We start from the raw sequence: 21,220 nt of genomic DNA, 5'->3' as shown, positions 1-21,220 counted from the left end.
CCGGGCCATTACACACGTTTGCTGTTGAATCACCTACTCTTGAACTACTTGGAAACGACGCCATGCAACTCTCCGCCTTGACTGCTCTCTCCCCCGTTGACGGCCGCTACGGTGCCAAAGCCTCGGCCCTGCGCGAACACTTCAGCGAGTTTGGCCTGATTCGCGCCCGTGTCATTGTGGAAGTTCGCTGGCTGCAGCGCCTGGCAGAGCACGACCAGATTACCGAAGTGCCGCCGCTTTCTGCCGAGGCGAGTGCGTTTCTCGAGCAACTGATTGGCGACTTCTCGCTTGAAGACGCCGAGCGTATCAAGGAAATCGAGCGCACCACCAACCACGACGTCAAAGCCGTCGAGTACTTCTTGAAGGAAAAGATCGCCGGTAACGGTGAATTGAATGCCGTCACCGAGTTCATTCACTTCGCCTGCACCTCGGAAGACATCAACAACCTTTCCTACGGGGTCATGCTGGCCGACGGCCTCAAGGCACTGCTGCCTACCATGCATGAGGTAGCAAACGAGGTGGCCAAGCTTGCCATTGCCCACGCAGCGCAACCGATGCTCTCGCGCACCCACGGCCAGACCGCAAGCCCCACCACGCTTGGCAAGGAAATGGCCAACGTGGCGTATCGCCTGAAGCGCCAGCTCAAGCAGATCGAGCGGGTCGAGGTTCTGGGCAAGATCAACGGTGCCGTAGGCAACTACAACGCCCACCTGACGACCTACCCGGACATCGACTGGGAAGCCAACGCGCGCACGTTCGTCGAGGGACTGGGCCTTTGCTTCAACCCCTACACCACGCAGATCGAACCGCATGATTACATTGCCGAGCTGTTCGATGCCATCTGCCGCTTCAACACCATCCTGATCGATTTTGATCGCGACGTGTGGGGCTACATTTCGCTGGGCTACTTCAAGCAGCGCACGGTAGAGGGCGAAATCGGCTCCTCCACCATGCCGCACAAGGTCAATCCGATCGATTTCGAAAACTCCGAGGGCAACCTGGGGCTCGCCAACGCGGTGCTTGGCCATCTGGCCCAGAAGCTGCCGATTTCCCGCTGGCAGCGCGACCTGACCGACTCCACCGTGCTCAGAAACCTGGGGGTAGGCCTGGCTTACGGCCTGATCGGCTATCACGCCAGCCTCAAGGGCATCGGCAAGCTCGAAGCCAACCCCGAGCGTCTGGCAGAGGATCTGGACAACAGCTGGGAAGTGCTCGCCGAGCCGATCCAGACCGTGATGCGCCGCTACGGGATTGAAAAACCCTACGAGAAGCTCAAGGAACTGACTCGGGGCAAACGGATCGACCAGGCAGGCTTTGCCGCCTTCATCGATACTCTACAGCTGCCCGACGACGTCAAGGCAGAGCTCAAGGAGCTTTCACCGGCACGCTATATTGGTAATGCAACGGCCCAGGCCCACGCGCTTACCCAACACCTGGACAGCTTATAAGCGCGCCCACGAGCGCGCAGTCACTCACTTAGGATACCGCCATGAGCCAACACGACAAGCCACTCACCCTGCTGGGCGATCTGACGCCGGCAGACTTTCTGGCCAACTACTGGCAACAGAAACCGCTGCTGATTCGTGGTGCTATCCCGGATTTCGTCAGCCCCATCGAGCCCGACGAGCTTGCCGGGCTTGCCTGTGAACCCGGTGTGGAAGCGCGCCTGGTCGAAGAGAAAGGCCCGGACAGTGCCTGGCAGGTTTCCCACGGCCCGTTTGACGAAGCGACCTTCGAGCGCCTGCCCGAAGGGCACTGGAGCCTGCTGGTTCAGGCCGTGGATCACTACGTGCCCTCCATTGCCGCGCTGATGGACGAGTTCGACTTTCTGCCCCGCTGGCGCCTGGACGATATCATGATCAGCTACGCCCCTCCCGGCGGCAGCGTGGGTCCGCATATCGACCAGTACGATGTCTTTTTACTACAGGCAAGCGGTCAGCGCCGCTGGCAGCTTGGCGGCAAGCAGGCGGATGACGCGCCGATTATTCAGGGCATCGACCTGCGCATCCTGGAAACCTTCGAGGTCGAGCCGGATTCCGACTGGACGCTGGCACCTGGCGACATGCTGTACCTGCCCCCGGGCTGGGCACACCACGGCGTCAGCCAGACCGACGACTGCATGACCATCTCGGTAGGCTTTCGAGCGCCCTCGGCGGACGAGTCGATCACCTCCTACGCCGACTACCTGGGCGAGCAGCTGCCGGCCTCCAGGCGCTACAGCGATGCAGGCATGCAACCTGCCCGCCAGACTGGCGAGCTCGACGATGCGGCCATCGAGCGCATGCGCCAGTTCATGCTGGCAACGCTGGATAATCCCGCGCAGATCGCCCAGTGGTTTGGCCGCGTGATGACCCAGCCCAAGTACATGGATCAGGTCGTGCCGCTGGACACCCCCATGGAAGAAACCGCGCTGGTCGAGCATTTGAAAGGCGGCGAGCCGCTCTTCCACATGCCCGGTTCACGCTTTGCCTGGCACAGCGACTCAAGCGGCACCACGCTGTTCGTGGATGGCGATGGTCACTCCTGCGCCGAGGCACTTGCTCAACGCGTGGCGGATACCGAACCCATGTACGAAGAGGTACTCGAGCTTGAAGGCGCCGCCGCCCTGCTGACGCATCTGGTGAACGCCGGCAGCCTGGGCTTCATGGGAGACGAGGACGAAGAGTAAGCATAACTGCTCGCAACGACGCCACCTTCGGGTGGCGTTTTTTTATACACCTTTTGCTGCTCTGACGAAAAACGACTACAAGAACACGCCATTTTGCCGAGTCGCTGTCGTTTAGCTACAACCCCGCCTGCCCCCAAGTGTCAATTGTTGGATCTCTGCTCGTCGTCGATAGTTATTGCACTGCAGCGCTGACTGATCTGCTTGGCAACACTGCGGTTGCAAGTGCTCGGTCAGCCCCGGCTGAAAACTCTTCGCAAGCGCAACATGGCAGCACCTGCTTGCGAATCGCTACGACAACCTTGGAGATCCCTATGACTGGACTGCTCAACGACATCAAAGCCATGGCCCAGCTGCGCGAAGCCCAGAGCGGCAAGTGGGAGGCGATCAAGCCTGAGTATGCCGCCCGCATGCGCGCCCAGAATCGCTTTCACACCGGACTCGACATCGCCCGCTATACCGCCAGAATCATGCGCGATGACATGGCCGCCTATGATGCCGATACCGCCCAGTACACCCAGTCGCTGGGCTGCTGGCATGGCTTCATTGGCCAGCAGAAGCTGATCTCGATCAAGAAGCACTTTGGCACCACAAAGCGCCGCTACCTCTACCTTTCCGGCTGGATGGTCGCTGCCCTGCGCTCCGAATTCGGCCCGCTGCCCGATCAGTCCATGCATGAAAAGACCTCGGTCGCCAACCTGATTGAAGAGCTGTACACCTTCTTGAAACAGGCCGATGCCTGGGAACTCAATCATCTTTTCCGTGAACTCGACGACGCCAAGGCCGCCGGCGATAGCGCCCGTGAGCAGGATGCCATCGCCAAAATCGACGGCTATGAAACGCATATCGTCCCGATCATTGCCGATATCGATGCCGGTTTTGGCAACGCCGAGGCTACCTATCTGCTGGCAAAAAAATTCATTCAGGCCGGCGCCTGCTGCATTCAACTGGAGAACCAGGTATCCGACGAAAAGCAGTGCGGCCACCAGGATGGCAAGGTCACGGTGCCTCACGAGGACTTTCTGGCCAAGATCAATGCCGTGCGCTACGCATTCCTCGAGCTTGGCGTGGAAGATGGCGTGATCGTGGCGCGCACCGACTCCCTTGGCGCGGGCCTGACCCAGAAGATCGCCGTGACCAACGAGCCAGGGGACCTGGGCGATCAGTACAACAGCTTTCTGGATGGCGACGAAATCACAAGCGCCGACGATATCAACAATGGCGATGTGGTGATCAAGCAAAACGGCAAGCTGGTCAAGCCCAAGCGTCTTGCTTCCGGCCTTTACCAGTTCAAGCCCGGCAGTGGTGAAGATCGCGTGATACTGGACTGCATTACCAGCCTGCAAAACGGCGCGGATCTTTTGTGGATCGAGACCGAAAAACCCCACGTCGGGCAGATCGCCAGCATGGTCAACCGCATTCGTGAAGTAGTGCCCGATGCCAAGCTGGTCTACAACAACTCGCCGTCGTTCAACTGGACGCTCAACTTCCGCCAGCAGGTGTTTGATGCCTGGGAGCAGCAAGGCAAGGATGTGTCGGCTTATAGCCGCGACAAGCTGATGAGCGTGGAGTACGACAATACGGAGCTTGGCCAGCTGGCGGATGAGTGGACGCGCAACTTCCAGCGCGACGCTTCACGGGAGGCAGGCATCTTCCATCACCTGATCACGCTGCCGACCTATCACACCGCCGCGCTCTCTACCGACAACCTTGCCAAAGGATACTTTGGCGATGAGGGCATGCTGGCCTACGTCCGTCGTGTCCAGCGCGAAGAGATACGCCAGGGCATCGCCACGGTAAAGCATCAGGACATGGCCGGCTCCAATATTGGCGACGATCACAAGGAATTCTTCCACGGCGACGCGGCACTCAAGGCCGGCGGCAAGGACAACACCATGAATCAGTTCGGCTAGGCTGCCCGCCTGCAGTCAAGTGGCAGCGCCATCGACCAGGAGCCTTCGGCTCCTGGTTTTTTATCATGATTGGTGCACACTGTTTTCTTATTCCCTGTCTATATTGCTACTCATGATGATCTTTTTAATCCAGCGCTGGTCAAAGCGATACGCTTCGAGTATCTTTTAGCGAACACTGTTCTATAATTGAAGCGCTCTTTCTGGCCTTTGCAAGCTGCCACATTCTGGAGGTTTTGATGAAACGTTTACTACCTGTTGCTGCGCTGAGCATTCTGACCCTGGCAGGCTGTGCCAACACATCTACCTATTCTGGCGATGTCTATCGCGGTAACCAGGCGCAAACGGGCCAAAGCGTTGCCTACGGCACCATCGTTGCCATTCGCCCGGTACAGATCCAGGCGGATAGCCGCGCAGGAGGCCTTCTAGGCACTGGTGGTGGTGCGGTCATCGGCGGTTTGTTGGGTAGTCAGGTAGGCGGCGGTACGGGCCGTCAGCTGGCCACCGTTGCCGGCGCCCTGGGTGGCTCCGTTGCTGGCTCGGCGGCTGAAGAGCGCGCTAACCGCGTAAGCGCCCTTGAAATGGAAATCCGCCGTGACGACGGCAGCGATGTAGTCGTCGTACAGCGTGCCGACCACCAGTATCAGGCTGGTCAGCGTGTTCGCCTGATCGGCAGCGGGGGCAATCTGAGCGTAGCTCCCTACTGATCCAGCGCGTTAGTTAATCTATATAAAAAAAGCCCGGCATCGAAAGATGCCGGGCTTTTTAACGTGTGCCTTGAAACACTCAATGGCTCATGTTGTTCGCCCAGCCGACAAGCTTCATGACGATCAGGCCGATCAGAGCGAGCAAAATGGCTACCAGCAGGATCTCTACCGGGCGAACCAGTGCAGTGGCACCCAGCACGGCCAGCGCCGCTACCCATAGGTATCGATTTTCGCCATGACTTTTCAAAACGTTAGGCAAAAGGCGGTCGAGTCCCTGACTGACACCATGATTCCAGCGTCGATCGGCGAAGTAGGCAATCAGCAACAGTGCAATGAGCCAGATAAGAAAGATCGTCATAGCAAACTCCGATGAATGAGGGTTGCAAAGAGGGGGAAATTGGTCGGCTTAGGGTATCCCTCGTCCTTCTGAGGCGCAATACCGCGTTGGCCGGATGCGCGCAAAAACCCAGGCTTACCCCCTGACAAGCCAAGCCTCACGCGTTACCATGTTGGGACATGCACTCACCGAAAGGTTATCCAATGCAAATTGCGCAAAACTCGGTTGTCGCGTTCCACTACACCCTGACCAATGATGCAGGTGAAGTGCTAGACAGTTCTGAAGGTCGTGAGCCGCTGACCTACCTGCACGGCGCGGGCAACATCATTCCGGGTCTGGAAAAGGAGCTGGAAGGCCGTGCGGCGGGCGACAAGCTGAACGTGAAAGTAGCCCCTGAAGAGGGTTACGGTGAAGTTCAGGAACAGCTGGTGCAAGAAGTACCGCGCGATGCCTTTCAGGGCGTCGAGGGCATCGAGCCTGGCATGCAGTTCCAGGCCCAGACCCAGGGCGGCCCGCTGATGGTAACGGTCAAGAGCGTCGAGGGTGACACGGTCATCGTTGACGGCAACCACCCGCTGGCCGGTGAACACCTCAACTTTGACGTTGAGATTGCAAGCGTTCGCGAAGCAAGCCAGGAAGAGGCCGAGCACGGCCACGTGCATGGTGAAGGCGGCGTTGAGCACTGATTGCCAACACGAGCTGGCCGCATTGGCCTAGCTTGCGCTTATCAAGAGGGGTGGCCTGCAGGCCGCCCCTTTTTCATATCTGAATGCTTCGATATGGGCAGCTCAAGCATCTGGAATCAACACGAGCTGACCATGGCGTACGCTGCGCGACGAGGTCACTTCATCGGCAAAGCGTTTGAGCTCCTGGCCCTTCCCTTTCAGCAAAGCGACTTCCAGACAGCTGTCGTGGTCGATATGTACATGCAGTGTTGACAGCGTCAGGTCGTGATGATCGTGAGAGTGGCGCGTCAATCGCCCAGGCAGATTCCGCGCGGCGTGGTCATACACATAGACCAGCGCGCCCATGCAGGGCGCCTGCGGCACGGCCTCCTCCTTTACCTGCTTCAAGCCACTGCGGGTCAGGTCGCGAATCGCTTCAGAGCGGTTCTGGTAGCCACGCCTGCGCATCAGCTCATCGACGTCGTTCAGCAACTCTTCATCCAGCGTGACCGTGATGCGCTGCATACCTGTCTCCTTTACCTGATCTCTTGTCTTTAGCGGGTCGGCAGCGTAGCGCCTTTTTGACGCGCCGGGTATGATGTTATTGTAAAAACGTCATACCATTTCGTATAAGAAGATAATCACAATGCTACCACCTCTTCGCACTCGACTGCTGGCTGTGGCCGCCGGTTGCCTGATGATCACAACCCCTGTCAGCGCCAAGGAGCAGCTGGTGCTGGCCATCGGCGGCGAGCCCGAACAGGGATTCGACCCGCTGCTGGGCTGGGGGCAGTATGGCAACCCGCTGTTTCAGTCGACCCTGCTTTCCCGTGATGCCAACCTTGATCTGCAGCCCGAGCTTGCCACCGCCTGGGAACTCTCGGACGATCGACTGACCTGGATCATCACCCTACGCGACGATGCGCGCTTTTCAGATGGTAGTGCGCTCACGGCCATGGACGTAGCCTACACCTTCAACGCAGCAGCCCAGGCGGGCGGGCGGGCTGACCTCAGCGCGCTGGAGGAAGCGACCGTCCTTGACTCGCAGCACGTGGCGCTGACGCTTCACCAGCCGCGCATTACCTTTGTCGATCAGCTGGTGACGCTGGGGATCGTGCCCGCTGCCAGCCGTGAAAACGGCCATGGCGAAGGCTATGGACGCCAACCGCTTGGCTCCGGCCCCTACCAGCTGGTGGAGTGGCAGGAGGGCGAGCAGCTGATCGTCGAGCGCAACCCCTATTTCTACGGGCAAGCGCCTGCCTTCGAGCGTCTCGTGTTTCTATTTACCGGCGAAGACACCACGCTGAACGCTGCGCGTACCGGCAGCGTCGATCTGGCCGCCCTGCCGCCGACGCTGGCAAACGCCATGCCTTCGCATATGCAGGCCGTCACGATGCAGAGCGTGGATAATCGGGGCATCATGTTTCCCATGCGCCCTGTGCAGAGTGAGCGCGCCCCCTCCGGTGCCCCCGTTGGCAACGATGTAACGGCGGATATCGCGATTCGCCGGGCGATCAACCTGGCCCTGGACCGCCAGACGCTGGTGGATGTCGTGCTCAATGGTTACGGTCGCCCCGCGTTTGGCCCGGCAGACGGGCTTCCCTGGAGCCATCACGACGAAGAGGTCAAGGCGCCCGACCTTGAGCGAGCGGGCGCCTTGCTCGATGCGGCTGGCTGGCAACGGCAGGACGACGGCCTGCGCCACAAGGACGGCCAGCCCGCCCGCTTCAGGCTGACCTACCCCGCCGGTGACAGCACCCGGCAACTGCTTGCCGAGGTAAGCGCCGAGATGGTACGTCCGCTGGGTATCGAGATGCAGCCAACCGGGCGCCACTGGGACGAGATTCAGCGCCTGGCGCTGCATCAGGACGCCGTGGTAATGGGCTTTGGCAGCCACAGCCCCCAGGAGGTCTACTATCTCTACCACAGCCAGCAGGCGGGCAACGGCTTCTACAACAGCGGCTATTACGCCAATCCTGCCGTAGACCGCCACTTGGAGGCAGCCCAGGCAGCGGCGAGTACGCATGAGGCCAACCGCCACTGGCAGGCTGCCCAGTGGGATGGTGAAACAGGCTACGGCGTGCGCGGTGATGCCAGCTGGGCCTGGATGGTCAACCTGGCCCACCTCTACGCAGCAGACACGTGCCTGGACACTGGCGAGCTGGGGGTTGCCCCGCATGGCCACGGCTGGCCGGTAACGGCCAATCTGCTCGAGTGGCGCTGGACGTGCGACTAGCGCTTGCCACGCTACGTCGCCTGCTGCGGCTGGGGCTGATACTGCTCTGCGTGGCCGGGGTGTCGTTTGGGCTGATGATGGCCTCGCCGGTCGACCCGGTAAACGCCTATCTCGGCCCTCTGGTGGCCCAGGTAAGCCCGGAGCAGCGCGAACTTATCGCCAGCCGCTGGGGGTTTGACGCTCCGGCCCCGGTGCAGTTTGGCCGTTGGTTGCAGCAACTGGCAAGCGGCAACCTGGGCATGAGCCATGTCTATGACCAGCCTGTTGGCGATGTCATCGGCCAGCGCTTCATGCGTTCGCTGGCACTACTTGGCAGCGCCTGGCTGCTGTCGCTACTGCTGGGGTTCGCGCTAGGCGTGCTGGCCGGCGCCAAGGAGCATTCGCCGCTGGACAAGATCATCAGCGCCTATGCCTACGTAACCGCCTCGACCCCCACCTTCTGGCTGGCGCTGCTGGGCGTTCTGCTGTTTTCGGTCTACCTTGGCTGGACGCCGGTATGCTGCGCCGGGCCCGTCGGCGTGTCAGATCAAGCTATTCACCTGGCTACCCGCCTTCACCATCTGGTCCTGCCGGTCATCACACTGACGCTGCTGGGCACGGCCTCGATCACGCTGCACACGCGAGCGCGCATGGTGGCGTTGATGCGCTCGGATATCGCTACCCACGCCTTTGCCCAGGGCGCCAGTCGGGCGGATATCGCCTGGCGTCATGGCGTGCGCCATGCAAGCCTTCCCGCGCTGACGCTGGCACTGGCCTCACTGGGCGAGCTGTTTGGTGGCTCGGTTTTGATCGAGCAGGTGTTTGCCTACCCGGGCCTTGGCCAGGCAACGGTCGAGGCCGGGCTGCGCAGTGACGTGCCGCTGCTGCTGGGCATTACCCTGTTTACCGCGCTTTTTGTCATTGCCGGCAACACCTTGGCTGATACTCTTTACCACGTTATTGATCCGCGTATGCGCAGGCCTCGAAAACCGGCGGCAATGTCATCATGAAAACCACTCAGCCACGCCTGCGCGCGCTTGTCTGCTCAAGCCTTCTGGCACTGCTGTTACTGGCGCTGCTATACGCCCAGTGGTGGCTGGGCGACTTGCCGACTCGCATGCAGTTCGAGGCTCGCCTGGCCCCGCCCGGCCTCGATCACTGGCTGGGCACCGATGCGTTGGGCCGCGAGCTCTGGGCACGCACCCTGGCGGGGCTTGCCCTGAGCTTCCAGGTGGGTTTTCTGGCGGCACTGCTGGGCAGCGCCATCGCGCTTGGACTGGCGCTGCTGGCCACTTTTTCGTCACGCCTGGATGCTCTGATCAGCATGCTGATCGATACACTACTCAGCGTCCCCCATCTTGTCCTGCTGCTGTTGATTGCCTTTGCTCTGGGCGGCGGCCTGCAGGCAGTGGTCATCGCCGTTGCTATCACTCACTGGCCTGGCCTTGCGCGGGTGCTGCGTGCCGAGCTCTTGCAACTGCGCGCGGCGCCCTATATCGGCATTTCCCGAGCGCTGGGTAAATCCCGGGGGTTTATCCTGCTGCATCATTTTCTGCCCCACGCGCTGCCGCACTGCCTGGTCGGAGCGCTGCTGCTGTTTCCCCACGCCATCTTGCATGAAGCAGCGCTCACGTTTCTAGGCGTTGGCTTGAGCCCCAGCCAGCCGGCCATCGGTCTCCTGCTGGCCGATGCCATGCGCTACCTGAGCGGGGGTTACTGGTGGCTTGGCGTGTTTCCGGGGCTTGGGCTGCTGCTGATGGTACTGAGCATCGAACGTATCGCAAGCAGCGCACGACGCGCCCTATGACGGCCTGGAGACCTTGATGCTACGTATCGAGCAACTATCGCTTGCGCTGCCGTACTACCCACGCTTCTGGCGGCGCCGTTATGCCACTCACCTGAACCAGCTCAGCTTGAGCGTGACGGCGGGAAGCGTACACGCCATCGTGGGCGCGTCGGGCGCCGGCAAAAGCCTGCTGGCCCACACCATCATGGGGCTCTTGCCAGAAGATGCACGGTCAGGCGGGCGCTGCTTTTTCAAGGGGGCAGCGCTCGATGAGCGGCGTAAACGCGCACTGCGTGGCCGAGAGCTTGCGTTGATTCCGCAATCGCTGAGCGCCCTGGACCCGTTGGCGCGCAGCCAGCGCCAGGTGGGCTGGGCAGCACGCCGGGCGGGGCTTTCTCCCGCTGGCGCTCACCAGGCAGCCTGCCAAGCGCTGGCCCACTACCAGCTTGATGAGCGCGCCTGCCAGGCGTACCCCCACGAGCTTTCCGGCGGCATGGCGCGGCGCGTGCTTACCGCCATGGCGCAGGTGACCCAGGCGTCGCTGGTCATTGCCGATGAGCCTACCGTCGGGCTCGACCCGCTCCAGAGAGACCGGGTGCTCGATGCGTTGGCTGCCTTGGCCCGGCAGGGCAAGGCGGTGATGCTGATTACCCATGACCTGCGCCACGCGCTGTCCATTGCCGAACACGTCACGGTCATGCATGAGGGCCACTGCGTGGAAACCGCGGCTGCGCACATGTTTCATGGCACGGGCCAGGCGCTGCAAAGCGCCTATGCCCGGGCGCTCTGGCAGGCCCTGCCGGATAACGCCTTCACGCTGGATAGCGGGTACATGAAGGAGCCGTACCTTGCTTGAAGCCTGCCAGCTGCGCTACGCCTTCCACGCCCAGCCGCCCCTTTTCGAGGATGTGTCACTGCGCCTTGGAGCGGGAGAGTGGATCGGACTGAGCGGTGATTCCGGCGCAGGCAAATCAACGCTTGGCCGTCTGCTTGCCGGGCATGACGAGCCTGCCCATGGCCATATCCGGATAGATGGCGAGCAGCTTCCCGCCAAGGGCCTCAGGCCGGTACAGTGGCTGCCGCAATCCCCCGAACTTGCGGTCAATCCTCACTGGCGGGTCACCCGCGTGCTGAACGAGGCCTGGGCGCCGCCGGAGACGCTACGCCGCGCCTTCGGAATAAAGCCTGAATGGCTGAACCGGCCGGTGCGCACGCTTTCCGGGGGCGAGCTGCAGCGTGTCTGCGTGCTGCGCGCATTGGCGCCGGGGGTACGCTACCTGATTGCCGATGAGATATCGACCATGCTTGACCCGATTACCCAACTGGCCCTTTGGCAAGCATTGAAGGCAGAAGCGGAAAAGCGCAAGCTCGGCGTTCTGGTGATCAGCCACGATGCCGCCCTGCTCAGGCGCCTGTGCCAACGCCGCTACCACCTGGAAAATGCCCGGCTGCACGCCGCCGAGCACTATCAGCTGTCCTGACGCCGCTCGAAACGGCGCATGCCCAGGGTAATCGTCAGCGTGATGCTCAGTAATATCCACGACCCCCAGGCAACACCGTGCCAGCCGTCAGCCTGCCAGAAAAACTCCAGCCAGACGCCCCCGAGGCTGGCGCCTACGTAGTAGAACACCAGATAGAGCGCGGACGCGCTGCCGCGGGCACCCTGAGCGTAGCGGCCTACCCAGCTGGAGGCCAGCGAGTGAGCCATGAAAAAGCCAAAGGCGTTGATGGTCAGCCCCAGGATGATCAGCTCAAGGGATCTACTCAGAGTAACGGCAGTGCCGGCCATCAGAATGATGACGCCGGCCATCATGCAGGTAGCGGGCGAAAAGCGCTGGGCCAGACGCCCGGACACGGTGGAGCCGAAAGTGCCACCCAGATAGGTCAGAAAGATCAACCCGAGCCCACTGGCGGCCAGATGATAAGGTTCAGCGGCCAGGCGGAACGTGATATAGCTGTACTGATTGATGAAAATCAGAAAGTTGATGCCGCCCAGACAGTAAGCGGCCAGCAGTACCGGGGTGCGTAGATGGCCGAGCAGATCGGCAAGTGCGCGACGCAGTTCAAACCGCTGAGGCACGAAGGTGCGGCTGTCGGGCAGCAGGCGCCAGAACAGCGCGCAGCCCACCAGCGTCATCAAGCCCACGGCGACAAACGCCGCCTGGGGCCCACCAATGCCTGCCGCCGCCCCACCGACGAGGCGCCCGCTGATCCCGCCCAGCGAGTTCGCCCCGATATAAAGCCCCACCGCGCTCAGGAGTGCCGGCTTTTCGAACGCATCCCCCATCCAGGCAATCGCTACGGCAGGCAGGCCTCCCAGCACGAAGCCCTGAAGCAGGCGCAGCAGCAAAAGACTTTCGAAGTTAGGCGCAAATGCCAACGCAAGCGACAGCCCCCCGGCCAGCAGCAGCGTGATACGCATGATGCTCTCGCGGCCAATGGCATCGGAAAGCGGCCCAAACACTAAAAGCGCCAGTGCCAGGGAGAGCGTGGCGACGGACATCAGCAGGCTCACGCCCAGGGTCGATACGTCAAACGCGGCCTTGAGCTCCGGCAGCAGGGGCTGCGGAACGTAAAGATTGATGAATACCAGAAATGACCCTAAGCACAAGGCCATGGTGGCGCGCCACCAGGCGCGCGTCTTGTCTGCAATCATTCCCTTCTCGATCACGGGCCTGACGACCCGCTTGATCATCAAGGCGTGAAGTTACTGCTCAGATACGCCAGATTGGTGGGTTCCAGAGCGCGCCGCGATTGCCAGTAGTAGCGCTGCCAGTAGCTGTTGTCCAGACTGGAGATAATCACACCCTGCGATGTGGAGGCGTGTAGAAAATAACCATCGCCCACGTAAATCCCCACATGATTGTTGCCGGGGGGACGGAAGAACACCAGATCGCCCGCCTGCAGCTCCTGGCGGTCGATCGCGCGTCCCTCATGTACCTGCTCGTAGGTGGAACGGGGCAATTCTACATTGAACATTTCACGATAAACGTTGCGTACCAGCCCTGAACAGTCGACCCCCTTGGCTGTCGTGCCACCGATTCGATAGGGCGTCCCCGACCATCGCTGGTGCTGCTCCAAAAGCGCTTGGCGTACTAGCGTAGGTGGCGGTGTCTGGAAACTGCGTAACTGGGCAACCGAATTATTCACTGGCGACATCTGCGGGCTGAACCCATTTTGCATCCCCGGCAGCGTCATCGAGAAATAATCGGCGGGCGGCTCCATGTTCTGTCTTGAGGAGCCCGCACATCCAGCCAAAAAAGAAACTACAATACAAGCACTTATAACACGGACAGCGGTCACAGCGGGGCGTGGCAACGCAACCATGCGCTTAACCTCGTAATATTGTTGGGAAAGTAAGGTGAACAACAAAAGCCAGACTATAAGCCAGGTCATGCATGCTTGGCGAGCCTCAATGTAACGTCCGCTGATCGCCCGGCAGCGTATCGATATGCAGCGGGGCGAAATGGCGTGGTTTATTGCCTGGAAAATCAAGGCTCGCCCAGGGGCCCGCCAGCACCGGCGCCCCACAGATCCAGGCCACCATGGCCTGGCGGAACCCGGCGAGAAAGCTTTCTCGCTCCGGCGTCTCGCCCATGAAAAAGGAGAACCCGGCGTACATGCCGGCGGCATACTCCTGCCACCCTGCATAGTGGTCGGCGGCCAGCTGATAGGCGCGGTCAAGCACGTCGGCAAAGGCCTGGCTCTCCAGCCAGCCAAGCTGGCGGGCGGCAATGGCCAGATCTACCAGCTGGGCAATATCCCACGCGGCCATGTCGACATCGTTACAGCCATCTTCATTGCCCTGTACACGACGCAGGCGCAGCAGGTGGTGGCGCTCCTCCTCGGCACAGTCACCGGATTCCAGAATGGCGATTTCGGCTTTCAGACGCTCCGGGTTGAGCGTATAGGGAGCGTAGTTGATCTGATACTCCTGCCGGTCGCCCGCCTCCAGCATGAAGGTCAGGAACTCCTGCATATCAGCGGCGCTGCTCAGATGGTAATGACTCTCCACCCACTCCCGGATATCAGCGCACTCCCGCGGGCTTTCCGGCTTTGGCTCGCTCCACACGGCGCTGTTGAGTGGCCCGACCAGCGACATGGCGGTGAAATGGGAAAGCGTGGGTCGTCCACCCGGCTCGCACCAGGCATCCGGGCGCCAATCCAGCCAGTAGAAGAGGCTCCCCGGGTCTTCCAGGTGCCAGGCAATTTCATTGATCAGCGAGGCATGCTCGGGTTCGGGAAGGCAGCTCTCCCAGGCGAACCAGGCCTCCAGAAGGCGCTTGGGGCTTGGGTAGAAACGGCACAAACAGCTGCGCAGCGAACGCGCATGGTCCAGCAGCGGCTCACGCTCGAACAGGCCACTGTCCAGGGCCATGTGCAGATAAAAGGCGAATTTTTCGGCCATGTGGATGGTCGCTGCATGGCGGCTGACCCCTTTGACCGCATTGCGCTGTTTCAGCTCGTCGGCGGTTGGCTGGCCAAAGGACGTCTGTGAAGGCGGCAGCACGCCGTGTACCGCATCGGCAGCCAGCTGATTCAAATGGTGGGCCTGGGCCGGCAGCCAGTAGCGAGCCATCACTTCGTGACCCTCGTCGGCGTGCAGGCCAAGCGACTCCTGCAGGTAGAGGGCGGCATCCGCCCGTCGCGCTTCGGCCACCGGGGCGCCGGGGTCGCGCTGGCGCAGCATGACGTCCGGCTCGCGTACCCCGGAAAGCGCCAGCAGCCAGTGATGGGGCGTATTGCGCCATCCTCGAATACGCTGCTCGGACGCCTTGCGGGTCGCCTCATCAAGCAGGCTTGCAGGTGAGCCTTTCCAGGGGCTGTGGGGTGCATCGAGCAGCAGCACATGGTGGGCACTGGGCGTCATGTCGCGCCGGTCGATGCCCTCGAACAGGCTCTGCCCACGCAGGTAGGCTTTCAGTAGTGCGTGCCAGTCGTGGTAGCGATGGCTGATCAGATACGCGGCGTGGCCTGCAAGATCGTCGGCTTCGGCCTGGCTAAGCCAGCCGCAGCAGGCGCCGGCCCAGGCAATCTCCACCAGCCGCAGCCAGTCCCAGGCGGCCCACTCGAGCGGCTCTCCATGGCCCACGAATTCATTGAGTACACCTGCGTAGGGCGCGTCTTCGATGGCGTCGTGCTGCCAGGCAAGGCGCTGGGTATTATCCATGCCCAGAAGCTCACGAGCTTCAATATCCCAGCGCTGGCGTTCACCCTGGGCCCCCAGCCATAGCGCCACCTCGAGAAGCTGCTCGCGGCCATGGATCTGCCAGATACGCTCGAGCCATTGGCTGGCCTCGGGCCAGTCGGCATGGCTTGCCGGATAGCTGATGACCGGTCGAAACAGGGCACACAGCCGCCAGGGTTGCGCTTGTGGTGCTTGTGGCCATACAGAGGCTGGCGCGGGTAGCTCGGCAAGTGCCTGGCGCAGCATCTCCCAGGTAACCCCTTCGCCCTCGTTTTCGAGGGTGGAGAGCGCCTGGCAGGCGTCGATAAAGCGATCATTCTCTCCCTGCCCCCATCCCCTGGCGCCCAACGCCCGTCGCAGTTCTGAAAGCCAGGCACGCAGGTCGCCGTGTTCGGTATTGATACGACGGATGACATGATGCGCCCAGGTATGCGCCTGTGCGGCATCAAGCCATCCGGCAGCGCCGGCCAGGGCGGTCCACTCAAGTGCCCCCAGCAAACGGTCAGCGTGGCCGGTGCTTGGGCCGAGCGTATGAAAAAGCTGTTCGGCCAGCTCGTGACGGCTGGTGATACCCAGTGCCAGGAGGCGCTGTTCGGCCGCCTGAGAATCCACCGACAGAGGGTGGGGGGTAAATGCCCAATCGCATAACACTAGCTGTTGAGCCCACCAGGCATTTAACGCGTCGACCAAGAGACACCTCGAAAGCAAAAATCCATCGGCAATGCGCCAGAATAAAGCGGCCTAGTGTAACGGAAAGTGGTGCCAAGACCGATAACAAAACGGCAGGGATGACGTAAAACGACGCTGCCCGGCGCAAGGCCGGGCAGCAATCACATGTAAGCTGGAGGATACTACGCTTTTTTGACCTTACTTATTACCCAGAGCAGGACAATGGCACCTACCGTTGCTGTCACCAGCGAGCCGATGAAACCGCCCGCGTGAAGGCCCAGCAAGGTAAACAGGAAACCACCCAGCAGCGCACCGACAATACCTACGCCAATGTTGCCCAAGATGCCGAAACCGCCGCCGCGCATGATGTTGCCGGCGATCCAGCCAGCCAGACCACCAATGATCAACCATGCAATAAAGCCCATAGTGCCTCCTTGATATCCACTTTAGTCAGGGTTTTACCTTTGCGTGTTGCTTGTCCTACCATAGCACACAGCGCGACAATTCTACCTAATTTGATGTCACCCGTTTAAGGAAAGCCGATGATCCCCGATTCACTCGCAGCGCTTGTGGCCAAGACAGACGGGCAGCAGACGGCCCACTGGCTAGGCCGTGAGGTAGTCTTGTTCAACATGCCCTGGGGCGAACTTGCCATCAGCCTGCAGGGCGCGCAGGTACTGCACTTCAAACCCGCCAACGACACCGGCTGGCTGTGGACCACGCCTACCCCGGAAACGCTGCCGGGTGTTGTGCGCGGCGGCATTCCCCTGTGCTGGCCCTGGTTTGCCGACGAGCGCTACGCGGATGAATCCCCGGATCGTAGCGGCGCCTTTCACGGCCTGGCACGCCACGCCTCTTGGCGCCTGGACGCGGTAGACGAGCACGCCGAAGGCATCGAAGTGCACCTTTCCCCCGCCGAGCGGCTGCACAGCCAGCTCACCGCCCGGGTGATCATCCAGGCCAACGCTCAGCGGCTCGGCGTTGAGCTGATCAGTGAAAACATCGGTGATGCGCCGGTGAAGACCAGCGGCGCGCTGCACACTTACCTCGCCGTTGATGAGGTGCATAACTGCCGCCTGGAAGGCCTGGCCGGTGCGCGCTATCTGGACAAGCTGCGCGATTTTGCCGAAGCCGAGCAGCAGGGAACGCTTGCGATACGTGGCGGCATCGACCGCATCTATCACAGCAACGAAGCGGTACTGCTCAATGACGGCGTGCGCAGCCTGCGTATTGCCAAGCAGTCGAGCGACTCGACGGTGGTATGGCATCCGGATACCGTTCTACCGGCCGACACCCCCGCCGATGCTGCGCGCCATTTTCTGTGCGTTGAAGCCGCCAATACCCGCCTCGATCCGGTCTGGCTGGTACCCGGCGCGCAGCACCTGTTAGGCACCACGCTAAGTCGCGGTTAATGCTCGGTTCATGAACCTTTGGCTATGCTGTCAGGGCGTGGCCGATTCGACGGCCGGTAGTGAAAAAGCGCTTAACCATTGGATGGCGTTATGATGAGAAAAAAGGGAGTGCCTGGATGCGCCAGCCGTTAAGCCGCGAATTGAGCAATTTACTGGAGCGAGGACGTGACCGTCAGCTACGCCTGGCGGTCACGGGGCTATCCCAGGCGGGCAAGACGGCATTTTTGACCTCACTGGTGAACCAGCTTCGCCACGCAGGCGTCGAGGCGCAGCTGGACCTGCTGCCTGCTGCACGCGATGGGCGCTTGCTGGGGGCTCAGCGGCTCAACCAGCCGGACCTGGGCGTGCCGCGCTTTCCTTACGACCCGGGCATGGCGGCGCTGCGCGATACGCCGCCGCGCTGGCCCGAGCCCACCCGAGGCATCAGCGAGCTGCGCCTTCAACTGCGCTACCGCCCGGCCGAGCGCGGCTGGTTTACGCCAGAGCTTGCCCACCTGACACTTGATCTGTTCGACTACCCCGGTGAATGGCTGCTCGATCTGCCGCTGTTGCAGCACGATTTTTACAGCTGGTGCCAGGCACAAACGCTGCTGGAAGGCGAGCAGCGCCGGGCGCTGTTTCGCGAGTGGCTCGAAGCCGTAGAGGCGCTCGACCCCACCGCCGAAGCAGATGAAGCCCAGCTTGCCCAGTTGGCGGAAGCGTATGCCCAGGGGCTGCGCCGCGCCAAGCAGGCGGGATTTTCCGACCTGCAGCCCGGGCGCTTCTTGCTGCCCGGGGAGCTTGAAGGCGCGCCGGTGCTGCAGTTCTTTCCCCTGCCCCACCTGAATACCCCCAGGGAGATGCTCGATAGCCTGCCCGACAGCAGCCTCTACGCCACGCTTGCGGCGCGCTTTCGCTACTACCAGCAGCAGGTGGTCAAGCCCTTCTACCGCGACCACTTCCGACGCTTTGACCGCCAGATCGTGCTGGTCGATGTAATGGGTGCGCTGAACGCCGGCCCCGAGCGCTTCGAAGACCTTTCCCGAGCGCTGCGCCAACTGATGAAGAGCTTTGATTATGGCAAGCGCAGCCTGCTCTCACGCCTGTTCGCCCCCCGCATCGATCGCTTGGCGATTGCCGCCACTAAGGCAGACCACATCACCCCTGACCAGCACGGCCACTTGGTACGACTTCTCGAAGCGCTGCTGGCGGAGCCGCTCAAGGATCTGCGCTTTGCCAACGTGCCGGTCAAGGCACTGTCGCTGGCCGCCATCCGCGCCACCGAAGCACGCGAAGTGGTTCATGATGGCAAACGCTCTTCCGCTCTGCGCGGCACTACCCTTGAAGGCGAAGACGTGCTGGTCTATCCGGGCGATGTGCCCACCCGGCTGCCCAATGCCGACTTCTGGCAGGACCAGGGCTTCGATTTTTCGAGTTTCAGGCCGATACCCTCCTCGTCCGAGGCGCTTTCGCATATCCGCATGGATGCCGCCATCGACTGGCTGATTGGAGACAAACTCACATGACCGACCCGCAGCCACGGCGCCATTTCAGCCTGGACGACATCCCGGAAAACGTTGCCGAGCGCGAGCGTCTGCGCCAGCGTGAGATGTTCGCCGCTACCGACGACCACCAGCCGCTGGTGAGCACTGCCGAAGAGCAGGCGTTGCCGGCAGCGAGCCTGGGCGCGCCCCGCAAACGCCGCTGGGGGCTGATGTTTGCCCTCGCCGGTGGCGCCACCCTCGGCACCATCGAGCTTGCCACCGGTATTCCCGAGGCGCTGTCGCAATCGGCCTGGATGAGCCTGGCATGGCAGCTGTTTGGCATCAGCCTGATTGGTCTGGGCGGAATGTCGCTGCTCAAGGAGCTCTGGCGACTCAGGCGCCTGAAACGTCACGACCAGCTGCGCCGCGAGCTGGCCGAGCTGCCTCAGCGCTCGCCCGGCCAGGCGCGGAAGATGGCCGAGCAGTTGCGCCAGCAGTTGAAGCTTTCTGAAGATGATCCGCACTGGCAGGCCTTTCAGCGCGCCTGTCAGCCGCATCATGACGGCGAGGAGATCCAGGCCCTGCTGCGCCATCACCTGCTTGCCCCGCGCGACCGCGAAGCTCAGCGGCTGGTGACGCGCATGTCCGGCGAAACCGCCATCATGGTCGCCATCAGCCCGCTGACCCTGGTCGATATGGCGCTGGTGGCCTGGCGCAGCCTTGTCATGATCGACAGGCTGTGCCGGCTTTATGGCCTGGAGCTTGGCTACGCCAGCCGCCTCCGGCTGTTTCGCAATGTGTTGAGCAACATGGCCTTTGCCGGTGCCAGCGAGCTTGCCACCGATGCCAGCATGGACATGCTCTCGCTGCATCTGGCCGGCAGGCTGTCCGCTCGGGCAGGCCAGGGGCTGGCCACCGGGCTCCTGAGCGCCCGCCTGGGGCTGCGTGCCCAGCGCTTGTGCCGTCCGGTCGCGTTCACGCCAGAAGAGCAGCCCAAGATGGCCGACCTGCGTCAGGATCTCTGGCGACAGATCAAGCGGCTGGACAAGGACTCCGCCTCTTAAGCGATGCGATGCTCGCTGTCGGCATCGAACAAAACCGCCCTGTCCATATCGACCCGCAGCGCCAGACGCTCGCCTGCGGTAATTGCGCATTTGGGGCCAACCCGGGCGGTTACCTCTCCTTGGCCCAGCGGCAGGCGCAACAGTATATCTGCGCCGGTGGGCTCGACCACCGAGACGCAAGCCGTCAGCAGCGTGCCCTCGGCCTGGGAGGTCAATCGCTCGTCTTCCTCGCTGAAGTGCTCGGGACGCAGGCCGAGAATCACCGTCTGCCCTGCGCGCTCGGCAAGCTCGTCGGCGCCACGCGCCGAGGGCCAGGGCAGCACCAGATCAGCTTCCTCCGGCGTGGCGATGCGCAGCTGACAAGCGCCCTTGCCGCCTTCCAGCGTTGCCTTGATGAAGTTCATCGAGGGCGAGCCCATGAATCCGGCCACGAACATGTCCACGGGGTTGTTGTAGACCTCGTCCGGCGAGCCCAGCTGGAGAATATGGCCGTCGCGCATCACCGCAATCTTGTCCGCCAGGGTCATCGCCTCGACCTGATCGTGGGTGACGTAGACGATAGTGGTGCCCAGGCGCTGGTGGAGCTTCTTGATCTCGGTACGCATGTCCACGCGCAGCTTGGCGTCCAGGTTGGATAGCGGCTCGTCGAACAGATATACCTTCGGCTCGCGGGCCAGCGCCCGCCCCATGGCCACCCGCTGACGCTGCCCCCCCGAAAGCTGGGCAGGCTTGCGCTTCAAAAGATGCGATATCTGCAAAAGATCCGCCACTCGCTCCACCGCCTGTTCGCGCTCGGCCTTCGGGACCTTGCGCATTTCGAGACCGAAACTGATGTTCTGGCGCACGGTCATGCTCGGGTAGAGCGCGTAGGATTGAAACACCATGGCGATGTCGCGCTCGGCGGGGGTGCGATGGGTCACGTCCTCGCCGTCGATGAGGATACGACCGCTGGTGACGGGCTCGAGCCCGGCAATGGCGTTCATCAACGTCGACTTGCCGCAGCCCGACGGCCCCACCAGAATCAGAAACTGCCCGGACTCGATGGAGAGGCTGACGTCCTTGAGCACCCGCTCGCGGCCGAACTCCTTGCGTACCTGCTCTATATCTAGCGCTGCCATAAATATGTCCCGTTATAATTA

The 21,220-nt window shown here is 61.9% G+C and carries 20 protein-coding genes; 13 read left to right on the top strand and 7 right to left on the bottom strand.

All coding sequences use genetic code 11. From position 1 onward, the window contains the following. Positions 1–62 precede the first annotated feature (62 nt). From purB to HW452_RS02135, 4 genes are all read left to right on the top strand, one after another. Positions 63–1,448, top strand: coding sequence for an adenylosuccinate lyase (gene purB / locus HW452_RS02150; RefSeq protein ID WP_224104457.1), 1,386 nt, complete (start codon positions 63–65; stop codon positions 1,446–1,448). 41 nt (positions 1,449–1,489) lie between these two features. Continuing rightward, on the top strand, positions 1,490–2,668 hold the full coding sequence (locus HW452_RS02145; RefSeq protein ID WP_224104456.1) for a cupin domain-containing protein: 1,179 nt from the start codon (positions 1,490–1,492) through the stop codon (positions 2,666–2,668). Positions 2,669–2,979: 311 nt separating this feature from the next. Beyond that, on the top strand, positions 2,980–4,578 hold the full coding sequence (locus HW452_RS02140; protein ID WP_224104455.1) for an isocitrate lyase: 1,599 nt from the start codon (positions 2,980–2,982) through the stop codon (positions 4,576–4,578). 236 nt (positions 4,579–4,814) lie between these two features. After that, positions 4,815–5,282, top strand: coding sequence for a glycine zipper 2TM domain-containing protein (locus HW452_RS02135; RefSeq protein WP_224104454.1), 468 nt, complete (start codon positions 4,815–4,817; stop codon positions 5,280–5,282). 79 nt (positions 5,283–5,361) lie between these two features. On the opposite strand, the gene HW452_RS02130 is transcribed toward HW452_RS02135, so the two are convergent. Further along, a complete protein-coding gene (locus HW452_RS02130; protein ID WP_224104453.1) occupies positions 5,362–5,640 on the bottom strand; it encodes a hypothetical protein in 279 nt (92 codons plus the stop codon). Between the two features lie 182 nt (positions 5,641–5,822). On the opposite strand from HW452_RS02130, the gene HW452_RS02125 reads away from it, so the two are divergent. After that, positions 5,823–6,305, top strand: coding sequence for an FKBP-type peptidyl-prolyl cis-trans isomerase (locus HW452_RS02125; RefSeq protein WP_224104452.1), 483 nt, complete (start codon positions 5,823–5,825; stop codon positions 6,303–6,305). Between the two features lie 102 nt (positions 6,306–6,407). Here the strand turns inward: HW452_RS02125 and nikR are convergent, their stop codons facing one another. Beyond that, entirely contained in the window at positions 6,408–6,809 is a 402-nt protein-coding gene (gene nikR / locus HW452_RS02120) for a nickel-responsive transcriptional regulator NikR (RefSeq protein ID WP_224104451.1), read from the bottom strand. A gap of 172 nt (positions 6,810–6,981) precedes the next feature. Here nikR and HW452_RS02115 point away from each other — a divergent pair, with 172 nt between their 5' ends. The 5 genes from HW452_RS02115 to HW452_RS02095 are packed head-to-tail and all read left to right on the top strand — an operon-like array spanning position 6,982 to position 11,766. After that, positions 6,982–8,520, top strand: a complete 1,539-nt coding sequence (locus tag HW452_RS02115; protein WP_224104450.1) for an ABC transporter substrate-binding protein — start codon at positions 6,982–6,984, stop codon at positions 8,518–8,520. Then, on the top strand, positions 8,511–9,509 hold the full coding sequence (locus tag HW452_RS02110; RefSeq protein ID WP_224104449.1) for an ABC transporter permease: 999 nt from the start codon (positions 8,511–8,513) through the stop codon (positions 9,507–9,509). The genes HW452_RS02115 and HW452_RS02110 overlap by 10 nt, the downstream gene beginning before the upstream one ends. Beyond that, entirely contained in the window at positions 9,506–10,306 is an 801-nt protein-coding gene (locus tag HW452_RS02105) for an ABC transporter permease (RefSeq protein WP_224104448.1), read from the top strand. The genes HW452_RS02110 and HW452_RS02105 overlap by 4 nt, the downstream gene beginning before the upstream one ends. A gap of 16 nt (positions 10,307–10,322) precedes the next feature. Further along, positions 10,323–11,141: an ATP-binding cassette domain-containing protein gene (locus tag HW452_RS02100; protein WP_224104447.1), complete on the top strand. Its 819-nt coding sequence runs from the start codon at positions 10,323–10,325 to the stop codon at positions 11,139–11,141. Then, entirely contained in the window at positions 11,134–11,766 is a 633-nt protein-coding gene (locus tag HW452_RS02095) for an ATP-binding cassette domain-containing protein (RefSeq protein ID WP_224104446.1), read from the top strand. The genes HW452_RS02100 and HW452_RS02095 overlap by 8 nt, the downstream gene beginning before the upstream one ends. Here the strand turns inward: HW452_RS02095 and HW452_RS02090 are convergent. From HW452_RS02090 to HW452_RS02075, 4 genes are all read right to left on the bottom strand, one after another. After that, on the bottom strand, positions 11,754–12,941 hold the full coding sequence (locus HW452_RS02090) for an MFS transporter (RefSeq protein ID WP_224104445.1): 1,188 nt from the start codon (positions 12,939–12,941) through the stop codon (positions 11,754–11,756). The two genes, HW452_RS02095 and HW452_RS02090, sit on opposite strands and share 13 nt — an antisense overlap. A gap of 38 nt (positions 12,942–12,979) precedes the next feature. Beyond that, positions 12,980–13,612, bottom strand: a complete 633-nt coding sequence (locus HW452_RS02085; protein WP_425348080.1) for a C40 family peptidase — start codon at positions 13,610–13,612, stop codon at positions 12,980–12,982. An 85-nt stretch (positions 13,613–13,697) separates the two neighbouring features. After that, a complete protein-coding gene (locus HW452_RS02080) occupies positions 13,698–16,163 on the bottom strand; it encodes a YbeU/YbeR family protein (RefSeq protein ID WP_224104443.1) in 2,466 nt (821 codons plus the stop codon). Positions 16,164–16,324: 161 nt separating this feature from the next. Beyond that, positions 16,325–16,567: a GlsB/YeaQ/YmgE family stress response membrane protein gene (locus tag HW452_RS02075; RefSeq protein ID WP_224104442.1), complete on the bottom strand. Its 243-nt coding sequence runs from the start codon at positions 16,565–16,567 to the stop codon at positions 16,325–16,327. A gap of 117 nt (positions 16,568–16,684) precedes the next feature. Between HW452_RS02075 and HW452_RS02070 the strand changes: the two genes are divergently transcribed. The 3 genes from HW452_RS02070 to HW452_RS02060 all read left to right on the top strand — a co-directional run bounded on the left by HW452_RS02070 (position 16,685) and on the right by HW452_RS02060 (position 20,081). Continuing rightward, positions 16,685–17,554, top strand: a complete 870-nt coding sequence (locus HW452_RS02070) for a D-hexose-6-phosphate mutarotase (protein WP_224104441.1) — start codon at positions 16,685–16,687, stop codon at positions 17,552–17,554. Positions 17,555–17,670: 116 nt separating this feature from the next. After that, positions 17,671–19,059 (top strand): YcjX family protein, encoded by a 1,389-nt coding sequence (locus HW452_RS02065; RefSeq protein WP_224104440.1) that lies wholly within the window; start codon positions 17,671–17,673, stop codon positions 19,057–19,059. Next, complete coding sequence (locus HW452_RS02060; protein WP_224104439.1) at positions 19,056–20,081, top strand: YcjF family protein; 1,026 nt, start codon at positions 19,056–19,058, stop codon at positions 20,079–20,081. Before HW452_RS02065 ends, HW452_RS02060 begins: the two co-directional genes overlap by 4 nt. Here HW452_RS02060 and HW452_RS02055 read toward each other — a convergent pair. Continuing rightward, the gene (locus tag HW452_RS02055) at positions 20,078–21,199 is read right to left on the bottom strand and encodes an ABC transporter ATP-binding protein (protein ID WP_224104438.1); all 1,122 of its coding nucleotides are present in this window, start codon (positions 21,197–21,199) and stop codon (positions 20,078–20,080) included. The two genes, HW452_RS02060 and HW452_RS02055, sit on opposite strands and share 4 nt — an antisense overlap. Positions 21,200–21,220 lie beyond the last annotated feature (21 nt).

The organism is Vreelandella aquamarina, assembly GCF_020075495.1.
Taxonomy (GTDB): Bacteria; Pseudomonadota; Gammaproteobacteria; order Pseudomonadales; family Halomonadaceae; genus Vreelandella; species Vreelandella aquamarina_A.
Note: the sequence above shows the minus strand (reverse complement) of the source record. Positions and strands in the feature narration are given on the sequence as shown.